Here is a 14,697-nt window from a genome sequence, read left to right as displayed (position 1 = left end):
GGTCCCGGCGTTTCTCGGTCGCCTAGGGCGTGTCTGCTTAATGTGAACGATGTTGTGCCTGATGCTGTTTAAGTGTTACGGACTGATGTGATTTCTGATGACTTGTGGTCGGTGATTGAGCCGGTACTGCCTTCGGGTCGACGGCGCGGGCGGCCGTGGAACGATCATCGGGTGACGCTGGAAGGAATTATCTGGCGTTACCGGACTGGATCTCCGTGGCGCGATCTGCCCGCGCAGTTCGGCGCCTGGCAGTCGGTGGCTGAACGTCACCTGCGGTGGTCCACCGACGGCACCTACGCGCAGATCTTCGCAGCGATCTCCCGTGACATCGATGTCGATGACGCTGACGCTGAGCTGGTCGAACTGCTGCTGGCGGTGGATTCGACCAGCGTGCGTGTACATCAGCATGCCGCTGGTGCCCGCCCTGGTCGCCACACAGGGGGATCTGTCGAATTACAACAAACACCCCGATGAGCCCGATGACCATGCCATCGGCCGTTCACGCGGCGGGCTGACAACGAAGATCCACGCGCTGGCCGATCAACGCTGCAGCGCGGTCACCATGGCACTGTCGCCGGGGCAAGCCGGCGACAACCCGATGCTGTGGCCACTGCTGACTGCCCATCAGGGCCCAAAGTTTCGGCTACTCGCCGATAAGGCGTACTCCCATGACTCGACCCGAGCCCGACTGCGCCAGCTCAAAATCGCCCACACCATTCCCGAGCGCAGCGACCAGATCGCCCGCCGAAAGAGCCGGGGAAGCAAAGGCGGACGGCCACCGGCGTTCTCCGGGCGAATCTATAAGCACCGCAACACCGTCGAGCGATCCTTCAACCGCTTCAAGCACTGGCGAGGTATCGCCACCCGATACGACAAATACGCGCTGAGCTACCTCGGGGGCGTCACCCTAGCTGCGATCATCATCTATCACCGCGTCCGCAATTAACAGACACTACCTAGTGGGCGATGGCCTTCTCGGCGCCGATGCCGGTGAGCGAGCGGACCTCCATCTCGGCGGCCACCTTCGGGTCCTCGTCGTCGGGTGAAGTCAGCGTGCCGACGATGCCGAGGATGAACGCCAGCGGGATCGACACGATGCCGGGGTTGGCCAGCGGGAACCATGCGAAGTCCGCGCCGGGGATCATCGCCGTCTTCGAACCGGACACTGCCGGTGAGAAGACGATCAGCACGATGGTCGAGATCAGCCCGCCGTACATGCTCCACAGCGCGCCACGGGTGTTGAACCGCTTCCAGTACAGCGAATAGATGATCGTCGGCAGGTTTGCCGCTGCGGCGACCGCGAATGCGAGCGCCACCAGGAAGGCGATGTTCTGGCCGTTGGCCAGGATGCCGAGGCCGATCGCGAGTGCGCCGAGCACGACCGCGGTGATCCGCGAGACCCGCACCTGCTCGGCCTCGGTCACCTTGTGAGACTTCAACACCGACGCGTAGATGTCGTGGGCGAACGACGCCGACGCGGTGATGGTCAAGCCCGCCACGACCGCAAGGATCGTCGCGAACGCGACCGCAGAGATGATGCCGAGCAGGATCACCCCGCCGAGCTCGAAGGCCAGCAGCGGAGCCGCCGAGTTGACCCCGCCCGCGGCGCCGAGGATGCGGTCGGGGCCGACCAGCGCGGCAGCGCCATAGCCCAGCACGAGGGTGAACAGGTAGAACGCACCGATCAGGGCGATCGCCCACACCACCGAACGACGCGCTTCCTTGGCGGTCGGCACCGTGTAGAAGCGCATCAGCACGTGGGGCAGACCCGCGGTGCCCAGCACCAGCGCGAGCGCCAGCGAGATGAAATTGATCTGCGAGGTCAGCGAGCCGCCGTACTGCGCACCCGGAGCGAGCACGTCGCGGTCGGCCACGCCGGTAGTGGTCGATCCGCTGATGGCCGACTGAGCCGAACCCAGAATCTCGGAGAAGTTGAGCCCGAACTTCGCGAGCACCATCACCGTCATCAGGCCCGCTCCGGCGATCAGCAGCACCGCCTTGATGATCTGCACCCAGGTGGTGCCCTTCATGCCGCCCACCAGCACGTAGACGATCATCAGCACGCCGACCACGGCGATGACGAGCGATTGCCCGGCGCGACTGTTGATGTCGAGCAACAACGCCACCAGGCCGCCGGCGCCGGCCATCTGGGCCAGCAGGTAGAACAGCGACACCGTCAGCGTGTTCGTCGCCGCGGCCAGCCGGACCGGCCGTTGCTTGAGCCGGAAGCTCAGCACGTCGGCCATCGTGAATTTGCCTGTGTTGCGCAATAATTCGGCCACGAGGAGCAGCGCGACCAGCCACGCCACCAGGAAGCCGATCGAGTAGAGGAAACCGTCGTAGCCGTACACCGCGATCGCGCCTGCGATGCCGAGGAAGCTGGCCGCCGACAGGTAGTCGCCGGCGATCGCGATGCCGTTCTGCGGTCCGGAGAAGCCGCGCCCGCCGGTGAAGAACTCGTCTGCGGTGGCGTTGCGCTTGCTCGCGCGGATCACCACGACCATCGTGACGACGACGAAGAGGCTGAAGATGCCGATGTTGGCCAGCGGGTTGCCCACGGTCTCGGTCTGGGCCAGCAGGGTGGTCATTTGAGCTCACTCTCCAGTTGGGTGCGGATCGCCTCGGCGCGCGGGTCGAGTTCGCGGTTGGCGAACCGCACATACAGGCCGGTGATCAGGAACGTCGACAAGAACTGCCCCAGGCCGATGAGCAGGCCGACGTTGATGTCGCCCCACACTTTGGTGGCCATGAAATCGTGGGCGAAGGCACCCAGGATGACGTAGATCGCGTACCAAATGAGGAAAATTGCCGTCATCGGGAAGACGAAGCGGCGCAAGCGGCTTCGTAGCTCCTGAAACTCAGGGCTGGCCTGGACTTCTAGATAGCGTTCGCCGCTGATGGCTTCCGGGCGAATCGGAAGGTCTGTCTCGGACACCTTGATCTCACGCTCCTGACTGGTGTGAACCGGTTCTCGGGTGAACGTAGTTGAGATGTGGGTCACATACCCAGAGTCGATCGCGGTGACACGGCGAGGCAGGGGGAGGTTGCGGTGAGCGGTCGATCAGCAACGACGAACGGCGACGCTCATCCGGCTTTCTGGTCTTCGCGCAAGCGCTCATCCGGCTTTCTGGTCTTCGCGCAAGCGCTCATCCGGCTTTCTGGTCTTCGCGCAAGCGCTCATCCGGCTTTCTGGTCTTCGCGCAAGCGCTCATCCGCGAGGCACTCGCTCGATTCCCATGCCCAGGTGCTCCGGCACATGCATTCGCGCGAAGGTCTGCGCCACGCCTGCCGGCGCCGTCGCGCGGGTGAGACGGCTGACCACGAGCATCGTCGCGAACGCCAGCGGCACGCTGATCGCCGCGGGGTAGCCGATCAGCACCGCCGGCCAGCCGCCCAGCCAGTCCTCGTCGACGCCGCCGGCCACCGCGACGGTCACCGCGCCGCCAGATAGCAGGCCGCCCAACGCCAGCCCCGACATCGCGCCCGCAGCGGTCAGCCCGCGCCACCAGATGCCCAGCACCAGCAGCGGGCACAACGTCGAGGCCGCCACCGCGAACGCGAGCCCGACGCTGCGGGACAACTCCAGTTCGCCGGAAGCCGCCAAAGCCAACGGGATCGGGATCACCCCGCCGATCACCGCCGCCACCCGGAAGTCACGCACCCGGCCCGGGAGCACGTCGGTGGCCAGCGCCCCGGCGAAGCTGACCAGAAGACCCGACGACGTGGCCAAAAACGCCGCGATCGCACCGGCCGCCACCAGCGCGGCCAGCAGCTGTCCTGCCGCCCCGGCGATCGCCGACCCCGGCGCCAGCAGCACCGCCGCATCGGCGGTGCCGGTGATCAGCAGCTGCGGGACATACAGCCGGGAGAAGACACCGAGCAGGGTCGGGAACACATAGAACAGCGACAGCAGCGCAATCACAGCCAGCGCTGTACGCCGCGCGGCGCGGCCGTCGGGGTTGGTGTAGAAGCGCACCAGCACATGCGGCAGGCCCATGGTGCCCAAGAACGTCGCCACCATGATCGAGAGCACCTGGTAGAGCGGGTGGTGCCCGCCGAGCCCGCCACCCGAAGCGATCCACTCCGCGCCCGAGCCCGGCGTGCCTGCGACCACAGGGGTGGCCGCTCCGGCGGACAGCGTCAACGTGCTGCCCGCGCCGAGGGTGTGCTCGCCGGCCGGGCCGATCGGCGCATCGTCGACCTGTCGGCCGTCCACGGTTCCGGTCACCGAGATCCCGCTGGGGTCGGCGACCTGGACCACGACGTCGGTCTCGATCGACACCGTGGTGTCCTGTTGCACGGTCGGCGGAAGCGGGCCGCCGAGTTCTCCGCCGCGGTCGGTGAGGAACAGCCCGGCCAAAGCCAGTGCGGGGATGGCCACCGCGGTGAGTTTGAGCCAGTACTGGAACGCCTGCACGAACGTGATCGAGCGCATCCCGCCGGCGACGACGTTGGTGATGACGATGGCGCCGACGGCCAGCGGGCCGAGCCAGACCGGCGTGCCGAGAAGGGTTTTCAGCGCCAGGCCGGCACCCTGATACTGCGGGACCAGGTAGAAGACGCAGATCACGACGACCACCAGCATGGCCATCTTGCGCAGTCTCACCGACCCGAGCCGGAACTCGGCGAAATCGGGGACGGTGTAGGCGCCGGATCTGCGTAGCGGCGCCGCGACGAAGAGCAGCAGCCCCAGGTAGCCGGCGGTGAATCCGACCGGGTACCAGAGTGCGTCGGCGCCGTACTTGGCGATCAGCCCGGCAACACCGAGAAACGATGCCGCCGAGAGGTATTCGCCCGAGATGGCAGCGGCGTTCCACTGCGAACCGACGGTGCGGGACGCGACCAGGAAGTCGGATGTGGTGCGTGAGAAACGGACTCCGTACGCGCCGATCGCGACGGTGGCCACGGCGGCGAGTAGTAGGGCCGCGGCGGTCAGCGGGGAGCCGGTCATGGTTCGGAGTCGACGACGCCGACGAAGTCCCGCTCGGCCTGTTCGGCCAGCCGCACGTAGAACCACCCGATTCCGTACAGCAGCGGGTAAACAAGAACGGCCAGCACGAGCCAGTTCAACCGGACACCGAAGACGGTGATGCCGCCGAGTTCCGGGAAGAGCGCGTTCAACAGCGGGATGGCGCCGATCAACGCGATCACCACGGCCGCCAGCCGCAACGCCAGGCCCAGCTGGGCGCGCATGAGTCCACGCACCAGCGCGTCGCCGACCTGCGTCTGCTCCTGCACCTCGACGCGGGTCCGCACCATCCGCGCGCCGCGCCGGTGCGCCAGTACCACCCGCTCACGTTGGGGTCGTTCACTACTGGTCATCAGCGCTCCCCGGACGCAGGCTGCGCATCGGGTTGCGCACCAGGCGGTCGCGGAGTTCGCGGGCCTGACGGCGGCTCACCGGAAGTTCGACCGCCGGGGACGCCCCGTTGGCCCGCAACCGCACCAGCACCGCGCCGTCGGCGGTACGCAGACCGGTGACGAGTCGCAGCGCCACCAGATAGGAGCGGTGCACCCGCTGGAATCCATGGTCACGCCAACGGGTTTCCAGTGTGCTGAGCGGGATTCGCACGAGATGCGAGCCCGACGCCGAATGCAGCCGGGCGTAGTCGCCCTCGGCTTCGACCCAGCCGATGCTGTCGCGGGGCACCAGATGGGTGACGCCCCCCAACTCGGCCGGGACGACACCCGAATCCGGTTCCTCACTGCCGGTTTCGTCGCGGGACGCCGCTGCGGGGGATCCCGCGGCGGCTGCGCGGCGGACCGCCTCGTCGAGTCGGTCTTCGCGGATAGGCTTGAGTAAGTAGTCGACGGCGCCGACGTCGAACGCAGCCACAGCCTTGTCGTCGTGTGCGGTGACGAACACGATCGACGGCCGCTGGGCGTAGTTGGCCAGCACCCCGGCCAGTTCGATCCCGGACAGCCCGGGCATGTTGATGTCGAGGAACACCGCGTCGATCGCGCGCTGGTTCAGTTCGCGCAGCGCCGAGGTGGCGTCGCCGGCGCGGTGCACCTCAGCGACGCACGGATGCTTGCCCAGGAGATAGGCGAGCTCGTCGAGGGCGGGCGCCTCGTCGTCGACGGCGAGCACAGTGAGCGGTCTGGTCACGTCCTACTCATTTCGACCCACCCCGAACCCACCTCCACTGGCCCGTACGCCGGACCGGAACTTGGGCACCCGCATGACGACCTTGGTGCCCGCGCCGATCGCGGTTTCGACCACCAGACCGTAATCGTTGCCGAACGCGGCGCGCAGGCGATGGTCGACATTGGTCAGGCCGACATGCGCGCCCGAACCTTCGGAGGCCGCGGCGCCGTCGGACAGCGCATCGCTCGGCCCCGCGCGCAACGCGTCCGGGTCCATGCCGACGCCGTCGTCCTCGACGGTGATGACGCAGTCGGAACCTTCGTCGCGAGCGACGAGTTCGATCGACCCGCTGCCGCGGCCGGCGAAGCCGTGCCGCACCGCATTCTCCACCAGCGGCTGCAACGCAAGGAAGGGCACCACGACGTTGAGCACCTCGGGAGCGACCTGCAACGTGACCTTGAGCGCGGAACCGAACCGCGCCCGCTCCAGGGTCAGGTACCGATCGATGTTGCGCAATTCCTCAGCGAGAGTGGTGAATTGGCCGGCGGCGCGAAAGGAGTAACGAGTGAAGTCGGCGAACTCCAGGATAAGCTCCCTGGCCCGGTCGGGGTCGGTGCGCACGAACGACGCGATCGTGTTCAGCGCGTTGTAGATGAAGTGCGGACTTATCTGCGCGCGCAACGCCAGCACCTCGGCGCGGTCCAGCCGCGCCCGGGAGGCGTCGAGCTCGGCGAGCTCAACCTGACTGGCCGCATAACGCGCCACCTCGCCCACCGCGCCGAGCATTCCGGGGCCGGGGGAGCGCGTCGTGACGACCACCAGCACCCCGAGCAGGTCACCGGATTCGGCGAGCAGGGGTTGGGCCACCACAGCGACCGTCCGGGCGTGCGTCATCACGCGCCGCCCGCCCGAGATGGACTGCCGTGCAGCGCCGACGCATGCGTCCCGCACGGCGTCGTCCCACATCTGGTCGTCGGACGCGTCCTCGGCGAGAAGCTCGCCCGCACCGTCGAACAATGCCAGGCCGTCGGTGCCGGTGAGTCCGCGCAGAAACGGTGCGGCGGTGGCCGCGGAATCAGTGTCGAGGCCGCGGCGCAGCGCGCGCGCCGCGAGCGAGGCCGTGTGCAGCGCGGTATGCACGGCGCGTTCGGTGGGGGTGGCAACCACCCGTCGAGTCCGTACGGCGAGCATCACCGCGGCGACGGCCAGCAGCACCAGCACGGCCGTCAGGGCGATCGCGAGCTCGCCGGACATCTGTTTGTGCTCCTCGCTTGCGGGTGGCCCAACCTTAGCCTCGATCCACCGATGTATCGGCTGGTCGCAGGGTGTCGGAATGAGGAAAGTGCCCTTTGAACTGGGAAGATTGGTGTTCTCTACGCACTAATCAGTCCAGGTCAGAAAGGCACTTCCGGTGAAAGTGTCCCATAGTTTCGCTGTGTCGTCGGCGGTCTTCGATGATGACCATCTCGTGTCCTGCGCTGGATTGGTCCCGGTGATGACCCTGGCGGCCCAGACTGCCTTGCCGCAGCTATTACGTGACAAGGTGGTCATTGCCGAGCCGAGGATCAAGTCCGGGGCGGCCAACCCGGCACCGAAGCTGAGCACAGTCATCGCGGGCATGTGTGCCGGTGCGGACTGCATTGACGATCTCGACCTGGTGCGGGCAGGTGGGATGAAGACACTGTTCGGCGGCGTGTATGCACCCTCGACCATCGGAACTTTGTTGCGCGAGTTTACTTTCGGACACGCCCGCCAGCTCGAATCGGTTTTGCGCGAGCACCTGGCCGGACTCTGCGCGCGGGTCGATCTGTTGCCTGGCGCCGGCGAGCGCGCGTTCCTCGACATCGACTCACTGCTGCGTCCGGTCTATGGCCACGCCAAACAAGGTGCTTCCTACGGACACACCAAAATCGCGGGCAAGCAGATCCTGCGCAAGGGCCTGTCGCCGTTGGTCACCACGATCAGCACCGCCACGAGTGCGCCGGTGATCACCGGCGCCCGGTTGCGAGCCGGGAAGGCCAACTCCGGCAAGGGTGCGGCCCGGATGATCGCCCAAGCCGTCGCCACCGCCCGCACCGCCGGGGTCACCGGCCAGATTGTGGTGCGCGGCGATTCGGCCTACGGCAACAGCACCGTGGCCACAGCCTGCCGCCGCGCCGGTGCCCAGTTCTCGTTGGTGCTGACCAAGACCCGCGCCGTCGCTGCAGCCATCGAGTCCATCGACGAGAGCGCCTGGATTGCAGTGGAATACCCCGGAGCGGTCCGTGATCCCGACACGGGAGCCTGGATCTCCGATGCAGAAGTCGCCGAGACCACCTACACCGCCTTCACCTCCACCGACAACCCGATGACCGCCCGGTTGATCGTGCGTCGGGTCAAAGATGCCCGCTTTCCTGATGCGCTGTTTCCGGTGTGGCGGTATCACCCGTTCTTCACCGACACCGACGAACCCACCGTTGCGGCCGACATCACCCACCGCCGCCACGCGATCATCGAAACCGTGTTCGCCGACCTGATCGATGGACCCCTGGCTCACATGCCTTCGGGACGTTTCGGAGCGAACTCGGCGTGGATCCTGTGCGCCGCGATTGCCCACAACCTGCTGCGCGCCGCCGGCGTCCTGGCCGGTGGAGCCCACGCAGTCGCCCGGGGCGCCACACTGCGCCGCAAGCTCATCACCGTCCCCGCACGCCTGGTCCGACCGCAACGCCGACCCCTTCTGCACCTACCGAGCCACTGGCCCTGGGCTGACCACTGGCTTACGCTGTGGCGCAACATCATCGGCTACGATCCACCTCTACTGGCCACAGCCTGACCACCTGGCCGAATAGGCCCCTACCGGAGCGCACAGGGAAAAGCTGGGCAGACCAGCGGTTACGTCACGCTCACAAGCCCACCAAACGACAACCAGCCATGGCAGACACATCAATCACTCAAGTCCACGGATCGAGGCTTAGACCGGTCTTCTCGCAGCCGGGAGCGTGATCCGGAACCCGAGGTGGCCTCAGAGGGTTCGCTGCTCCGCCGCGCGACGCCGAATCTCCTTGACGGAGGCCCAATTCACCGCCGGACGTGGCAGTCCGCGCTTGTCGAGGTACGTCCGTGCGGACCTGTGGATGCTGCGCAGGAACGACAGCATGTGCGATGCGGACTGCGTAGTGAAGGTCCGGCTGACGAACACCCAGCCGTCGCCGCGCCGCTCGAGCCGGCCTTTGACCTGCGCGGACTCGAGCTTCCAGAGCTTGTCGTCGTGAAAGTGGCACACCAGATTGGCCGGGCCTTCCACGGCATTGAGTTCCGGTGGCAGCGTTGCGGGCAGTTCGCCGGTAGCGGCGTCGTAGGCGCCGGTGCTGACGCGGACACTGACGGGGTAGCCCTGGGCGTCGAGCGCGGTCAACACCGCCTCCGGAAACCTGCTCAGCCGCTTTGCTGCGTCAGTCCACACGGCGCACCTCGGCGAGATCGAGTTCGTCAGGAGCGGCCGTGAAGTCGCGCGTCGGCCAGTACAGCGCGCGTCGTGGCGTCACGTAGATCAGGATGCGCATGTAGTACGACCACCACAGCCGTCGCCCTAATGGGAGTCGACCAGCGAGTCTTCACCCGATAGCGATCTGTTGAGGGGACGCTGGTCACCGAGCCGCTGGCCGGTGAGCACTGTGCACGCCCTGAGGCGCTTTTCGACTTCTAGGGCTAGATCGTGCCCCGGCCGGTCGGTGAGGTCACCTATAGCGCTGATGGGGTGTCGTGCTTCGAGCACTGATCCATTAGGTTGCCGCCGGGTGTCCTTCGGCTCGAACAGGTTTCACCCGATATCGAGCAGGGAGGCGAGTTGACGATCTTCGTTGGAGACGATTGGGCCGAGGACCACCACGACATACATTTGATGGACGCCGACGGGATCACGCTGGCATCGCGTCGGCTCCCGGAGGGACTTGCCGGGATCGGTGGGTTCCACGAACTGGTGGCCACCCACGCCGACGAACCTGACCAGGTGGTGATCGGCATCGAAACCGACCGCGGCTTGTGGGTCGAAGCGCTGGCCGGAGCCGGTTACCAGGTGTTCGCCGTCAACCCGCTCGCGGTGGCCCGCTACCGCGACCGCCACCAGGTATCGGGCGCGAAGTCCGATGCCGCCGACGCCAAGGTGTTGGCCGATCTGGTGCGCACCGACCGCCACAACCACCGTCCGATCGCCGGGGACACCCCCGACGTGGAGGCGATCAAGGTGCTGGCCCGGACCCATCAGAACCTGATCTGGGCGCGCAACCGCAACACCAACGCACTGCGCTCGGCGCTGCGGGAGTACTACCCGGGCGCGTTGGAGGCCTTCGACTCGCTGTCTGACCGCGATGCCCTGGCCATCCTGGGTCGCGCATCCACCCCGGCCGACGCCGCCCGCTTGAGCGTCTCCAAGATCCGATCGGCACTCAAAGCCGCGGGCCGACAACGCAACCTCGACGCCAGAGCGCTGGAGATTCAAACCGCCCTGCGCACCGAGCACCTCGCCGCCCCGCCCGCGGTCACCGCCGCGTTCGGGGCGAGCACCCGCGCAGCGGTCGCCATCATCGCCGAGATCAACCATCAGATCGCCGCCCTCGAGACCGAACTGGCGACACATTTTGAGACACACCCGGACGCCGACATCTACCTCTCCCTGCCAGGACTCGGTGTCATCCTCGGCGCCCGGGTGCTCGGTGAGTTCGGGGACGACCCGAACCGCTACACCACCGGCAAGTCTCGCAAAAACTACGCCGGAACCTCACCACTAACCGTCGCGTCGGGCAAGAAACGCGCCGTGCTGGCCCGCCACGTCCGCAACCGCCGCCTCTACGACGCGATCGACCAATGGGCCTTCTGCGCCCTGACCAACAGTCCCGGTGCCCGCACGTTCTATGACCAGCACCGCGCCGCCGGCGATACCCACCACCAAGCCTTACGCGCCCTCGGTAACCGCCTCGTCGGCATCCTGCACGGCTGCCTGCGCCACCACACCGCCTACGACGAACACAAAGCCTGGGCACACCGCCAGCCCACCCCAGATACCCAAGCCGCTTGACAACCTACGGTCCTGGGATGTCTAGCCACGTTCCCCACAATGCGCCGGCCGGTTGGCGAATGAACAGCGTCTGCGCCAACGACGCCAGCTCCGGATCTGAGGCCAGATCGGTCACAATGCGGTCCTCGGCCGTGGCGTCGCCCTGGATCAGCACCGCCCCTTCAGTGGTGACACCGCTGCCGGTCGGCTCCGAGAACAACAGGCTGACCTTCGGATTGCGACGGATGTTGTAGGCCTTCTGCGGCAGCCCAATGCTGGTGCCCAACAAGAACCGGCCATCGGGGAGCAGCCGCGGGCTCACCGGCCAGGTCTGCGGCGAACCGTCACGTGCGATCGTGGTGAACTCGCACGTGAAGTACTTCTCGATGATCTCGACGGCAGCCGATGCCACAGCGTGAGTTTATGCTCGGCGCTCGGCAGGGGGCGACGAAATAGCACTAAGGGTCGCTTTCCGTGGCAGATCGACGACCCTGGTGTCTATCTCGGGAGATTTCTCGCGGGCAACCGTCTGGCCATACCGTGAACCGGCAACCGCGTTGTGGGGGAGTCGTTTTCGCGTCGTCGGTCTGGGTCGGGTGGTTTTGTCGGTGGGTGGTGTCAGGATGGGGTTATGCCCGCGAAGACCCCGGTTGGTACTGGTACCGACGGTGTGGTGCGTCAGTCGGATCGGCTGGAGGCGCATTTTGAGGAGTTGGCGGAGTTGGCCGGCCAGCGCAACGCCATCGACGGGCGCATCGCTGAGATCACTGCCGAGATTGATCGGGCCGGGTTGTGGGCGATCACGGGCGTGAAATCGATGGAGGGGTTGATCGCGTGGAAACTGGGGACGTCGTTTCGTAACGCGCAGACGCTGGTGGCGGTGGCACGTCGGATGGCCGAATTCCCACTCTGTACAGGGGATTTGCGGGAGGGTCGGCTGTCGTTGGATCAGGTCGGGGCGATCGCCGAGGGCGCGGGGAGGGGTTCGGATGCCCATTATGCGCAGTTGGCCGCCAATGCCACGGTCAGCCAGTTGCGGACCGCGATCAGCGTCGAAGCCCGCCCCCAACCCCAGCCCGACCCCGAACCCGACCCCGACCCCGAGCCTGAGCCGGTGCGTGGGCCGGTGCCGCAGCCGTCGCTATCCAAAACCATCGACGGGGAGTTCGTGTGTTGGCGGATCAGGCTCCCGCTGCTGGAGTCGGCGAAATTCGAAGCGGCCCTGAAGACACACCATGACGGGCTGATCGCCCAGTGGAAACGCGACGACACCACCAACCCCGACACCGACCACGACAGCGGTGACCGCGCTGGCGGATACGGCCGCGGCGACCGTGACGGGCATGGCGACGGCGAGGGGCGGGGCCTGGGGCGTTCGCCGATCCCGACGGCCGGTCATGCGTTTATGGCGTTGGTCCAGGCGGGCTGGGATGTCGAGGCCGCACGCCGCCCGCACGGTGCGCACACCACGGTGGTGGTCCATGTCGATGTCAAAGACCAGATCGCCGCCCTGCATCTGGGACCGCTGCTTTCGGCCGAGCAGCGCCGCTACCTGAGCTGTGATGCCACCTGCGAGGTGTGGTTCGAACGCGACGGACAACCCCTGGGCGCCGGGCGCACCACCCGCACCATCAGCCGCCGGCTGCGCCGCGCGCTGGAACACCGGCACCGCAGCTGCGCGGTGCCCGGCTGCGGGGCCACCCGCGGGCTACACGCCCACCACATCGAGCACTGGGAAGACGGCGGACTGACCGAGCTGGACTGAACCGTCCTGGTCTGGATGGAGACCTCGGTTACGCCACCTCCGGCGTGGAGGTGACGGTGTCACGGTAGCGGTTCTCGTAGTCGACCGGTGAGAGGTAGTCGAGCGAGGAGTGCAGTCGGGTGGTGTTGTACCAATGCACCCAGCTGGCGGTCTCGCGTTCGACCTCGGCGCGGCCGGTCCAGGATTTCTGCCGGTCGATCAGCTCGGTCTTGTACAGCCCGATTGCCGATTCCATCAGCGCGTTGTCTAGAGCTTGACCGGCTAACCCGGATTTTTCGCGGAAGTTTGCGTTCGATGGGGTGTAGATACGCGAAAGTGCCTGTCCTGCAAGGAATAATTGGACTTCTCTAGGGTTCAATCGTTCCAGCGGGAAGGCACCTCGCAGGTGAAGAATATCGCGGCCGCATCGAGGGTCAAAGTGTCCGCCGACGGCCAGGGCGTCGTGTCGCATGCCGGGATGGCGATGTTGCGGGAACTCGCCGACCGAACCGGGCTATCGACGCAGGTCACTGCCGCGTTGGCCGACACCTACCGCGGCCCGTGGGTGTACGCGCCCGGCGAGGTGTTCGCCGATCTGGCCGCCGCGGTCGCCGACGGCGCAGACTGCATCGACGCCGTGGGCCAACTCTGCGGCGACCGTGAACACGCCTTCGGCGCGAAAGCCTCCACGACCACCATGTGGCGGCTGGTGGATCAGCGCATCGACGCCGCCCACCTGCCTGCCGTGCGAGCAGCCCGGTCCGCGGCGCGAGCAGCAGCGTGGGCTGCCGGCGCCGCCCCAACTGCCGGCGAGTGGCTGCACATCGACATCGACGCCACCCTGGTCATCGATCACTCCGACAACAAGCACGGCGCCACGCCGACGTGGAAGAAGACCTTCGGCCATCACCCGCTGCTGGCGTTTCTGGATCGCTCCGAGATCGCCGGCGGCGAAGCCCTGGCCGGGCTGCTGCGCACCGGCAACGCCGGCTCCAACACCGCCTCCGACCACATCATCGTCCTGGCGCAGGCGCTGGCAGCGTTGCCGCCACGATGGCGACCCGACCCCAGTGCTGGCGATGATCCCGACCAGCCGAGAGTTCTGGTGCGCTGCGACACCGCCGGAGCCACCCACAAATTCGCCGACGCCTGCCGCGATCAGGGGTGGGATTCTCCTTCGGCTATCCCGTCGATACCCGCGTCCAAGATGCCGTCGACACCCTCAACCTCGCCGACGGCTGGTACCCAGCAGTCGACACCGAAGGCGGGATCCGCGACGGCGCCTGGGTCGCCGAGGCCACCACCTTGGTCAACCTGGACTCCTGGCCGCCTGGGACACGGTTGATCCTGCGTAAAGAACGCCCCCACCCCGGTGCACAACTGCGGTTCACCGACGCCGACGGCATGCGCGTCACCGCGTTCATCACCGACACCGAACCCGGCATTGTCCCTGGACAGGTCGCGGGCCTGGAGTTACGGCATCGCCAACATGCTCGCGTCGAGGACCGCATCCGCGATCTCAAAGCCGCCGGACTGCGGAATCTGCCGTGCCACGGTTTCTGGCCCAACGCCGCCTGGCTCGAAATCGTCCTGGCCGCAGCCGACCTGGTCACCTGGTGCCGACTTCTGGGATTCCGTGAGCACACCGGTCTGGCTCGCGCCGAGATCGCCACCTTCCGCTACCGGGTCCTGCACGTGGCCGCCCGGATCACCCGCGGCGCCCGCCGAACCCGACTACGTATCGACGCCACCTGGCGCTGGGCCGCCCAGATCGCGGCCGCCTGGCAAGCCATCCGCACCGCCTTCCGATGACCGAAGCCCCCTGACCCA

The 14,697-nt window shown here is 66.9% G+C and carries 10 protein-coding genes and 4 pseudogenes; 5 read left to right on the top strand and 9 right to left on the bottom strand.

Features of this window, described 5'->3' with window-relative positions:
- Nucleotides 1–72 precede the first annotated feature (72 nt).
- A pseudogene (locus KXD97_RS30935) lies at nucleotides 73–946 on the top strand (IS5 family transposase).
- A gap of 10 nt (nucleotides 947–956) precedes the next feature.
- On the opposite strand, the gene KXD97_RS30930 reads toward KXD97_RS30935, so the two are convergent.
- The 6 genes from KXD97_RS30930 to KXD97_RS30905 all read right to left on the bottom strand — a co-directional run bounded on the left by KXD97_RS30930 (nucleotide 957) and on the right by KXD97_RS30905 (nucleotide 7,342).
- Complete coding sequence (locus tag KXD97_RS30930; protein ID WP_260754791.1) at nucleotides 957–2,588, bottom strand: cation acetate symporter; 1,632 nt, start codon at nucleotides 2,586–2,588, stop codon at nucleotides 957–959.
- A complete protein-coding gene (locus tag KXD97_RS30925) occupies nucleotides 2,585–2,935 on the bottom strand; it encodes a DUF485 domain-containing protein (protein ID WP_260758242.1) in 351 nt (116 codons plus the stop codon). Before KXD97_RS30925 ends, KXD97_RS30930 begins: the two co-directional genes overlap by 4 nt.
- Nucleotides 2,936–3,208: 273 nt before the next feature.
- The gene (locus tag KXD97_RS30920; RefSeq protein WP_260754790.1) at nucleotides 3,209–4,951 is read right to left on the bottom strand and encodes a cation acetate symporter; all 1,743 of its coding nucleotides are present in this window, start codon (nucleotides 4,949–4,951) and stop codon (nucleotides 3,209–3,211) included.
- Nucleotides 4,948–5,322 (bottom strand): hypothetical protein, encoded by a 375-nt coding sequence (locus KXD97_RS30915; RefSeq protein WP_260754789.1) that lies wholly within the window; start codon nucleotides 5,320–5,322, stop codon nucleotides 4,948–4,950. Before KXD97_RS30915 ends, KXD97_RS30920 begins: the two co-directional genes overlap by 4 nt.
- A complete protein-coding gene (locus tag KXD97_RS30910) occupies nucleotides 5,312–6,109 on the bottom strand; it encodes a LytTR family DNA-binding domain-containing protein (RefSeq protein WP_260754788.1) in 798 nt (265 codons plus the stop codon). Before KXD97_RS30910 ends, KXD97_RS30915 begins: the two co-directional genes overlap by 11 nt.
- A gap of 3 nt (nucleotides 6,110–6,112) precedes the next feature.
- On the bottom strand, nucleotides 6,113–7,342 hold the full coding sequence (locus tag KXD97_RS30905; protein WP_260754787.1) for a sensor histidine kinase: 1,230 nt from the start codon (nucleotides 7,340–7,342) through the stop codon (nucleotides 6,113–6,115).
- Between the two features lie 157 nt (nucleotides 7,343–7,499).
- On the opposite strand from KXD97_RS30905, the gene KXD97_RS30900 reads away from it, so the two are divergent.
- Nucleotides 7,500–8,903: an IS1380 family transposase gene (locus KXD97_RS30900; RefSeq protein WP_260754786.1), complete on the top strand. Its 1,404-nt coding sequence runs from the start codon at nucleotides 7,500–7,502 to the stop codon at nucleotides 8,901–8,903.
- A gap of 189 nt (nucleotides 8,904–9,092) precedes the next feature.
- On the opposite strand, the gene KXD97_RS30895 is transcribed toward KXD97_RS30900, so the two are convergent.
- Nucleotides 9,093–9,533 carry a hypothetical protein gene (locus KXD97_RS30895; protein ID WP_260754785.1) on the bottom strand — a complete coding sequence of 147 codons (441 nt, stop codon included), beginning with the start codon at nucleotides 9,531–9,533 and terminating at the stop codon, nucleotides 9,093–9,095.
- Nucleotides 9,534–9,917: 384 nt separating this feature from the next.
- Here KXD97_RS30895 and KXD97_RS30890 point away from each other — a divergent pair, with 384 nt between their 5' ends.
- Nucleotides 9,918–11,144, top strand: coding sequence for an IS110 family transposase (locus KXD97_RS30890; protein WP_396884621.1), 1,227 nt, complete (start codon nucleotides 9,918–9,920; stop codon nucleotides 11,142–11,144).
- A 4-nt stretch (nucleotides 11,145–11,148) separates the two neighbouring features.
- Here KXD97_RS30890 and KXD97_RS30885 read toward each other — a convergent pair whose 3' ends face one another.
- On the bottom strand, nucleotides 11,149–11,535 hold the full coding sequence (locus KXD97_RS30885) for a pyridoxamine 5'-phosphate oxidase family protein (RefSeq protein ID WP_260754784.1): 387 nt from the start codon (nucleotides 11,533–11,535) through the stop codon (nucleotides 11,149–11,151).
- 219 nt (nucleotides 11,536–11,754) lie between these two features.
- On the opposite strand from KXD97_RS30885, the pseudogene KXD97_RS30880 reads away from it, so the two are divergent.
- A pseudogene (locus KXD97_RS30880) lies at nucleotides 11,755–12,885 on the top strand (DUF222 domain-containing protein); the annotation flags it as partial.
- A 31-nt stretch (nucleotides 12,886–12,916) separates the two neighbouring features.
- On the opposite strand, the pseudogene KXD97_RS30875 reads toward KXD97_RS30880, so the two are convergent.
- Nucleotides 12,917–13,156, bottom strand: a pseudogene (locus KXD97_RS30875) (integrase core domain-containing protein); the annotation flags it as partial.
- 117 nt (nucleotides 13,157–13,273) lie between these two features.
- Between KXD97_RS30875 and KXD97_RS30870 the strand changes: the two are divergent.
- Nucleotides 13,274–14,679, top strand: a pseudogene (locus KXD97_RS30870) (IS1380 family transposase).
- The last annotated feature ends 18 nt before the right edge of the window (nucleotides 14,680–14,697 follow it).

The organism is Mycobacterium sp. SMC-8 (assembly GCF_025263565.1).
Lineage (GTDB): Bacteria > Actinomycetota > Actinomycetes > Mycobacteriales > Mycobacteriaceae > Mycobacterium.
The sequence above is the reverse complement of the archived record's forward strand: the minus strand, read 5'-3'. Positions and strand labels throughout refer to the sequence as shown.

Excerpts from the sequence above, each read along its gene's own strand:
- KXD97_RS30930 (WP_260754791.1), bottom strand. The coding sequence starts at position 2,588 with ATGACCACCCTGCTGGCCCAGACCGAGACCGTGGGCAACCCGCTGGCC.
- KXD97_RS30920 (WP_260754790.1), bottom strand. The coding sequence starts at position 4,951 with ATGACCGGCTCCCCGCTGACCGCCGCGGCCCTACTACTCGCCGCCGTG.
- KXD97_RS30915 (WP_260754789.1), bottom strand. The coding sequence starts at position 5,322 with ATGACCAGTAGTGAACGACCCCAACGTGAGCGGGTGGTACTGGCGCAC.
- KXD97_RS30905 (WP_260754787.1), bottom strand. The coding sequence starts at position 7,342 with ATGTCCGGCGAGCTCGCGATCGCCCTGACGGCCGTGCTGGTGCTGCTG.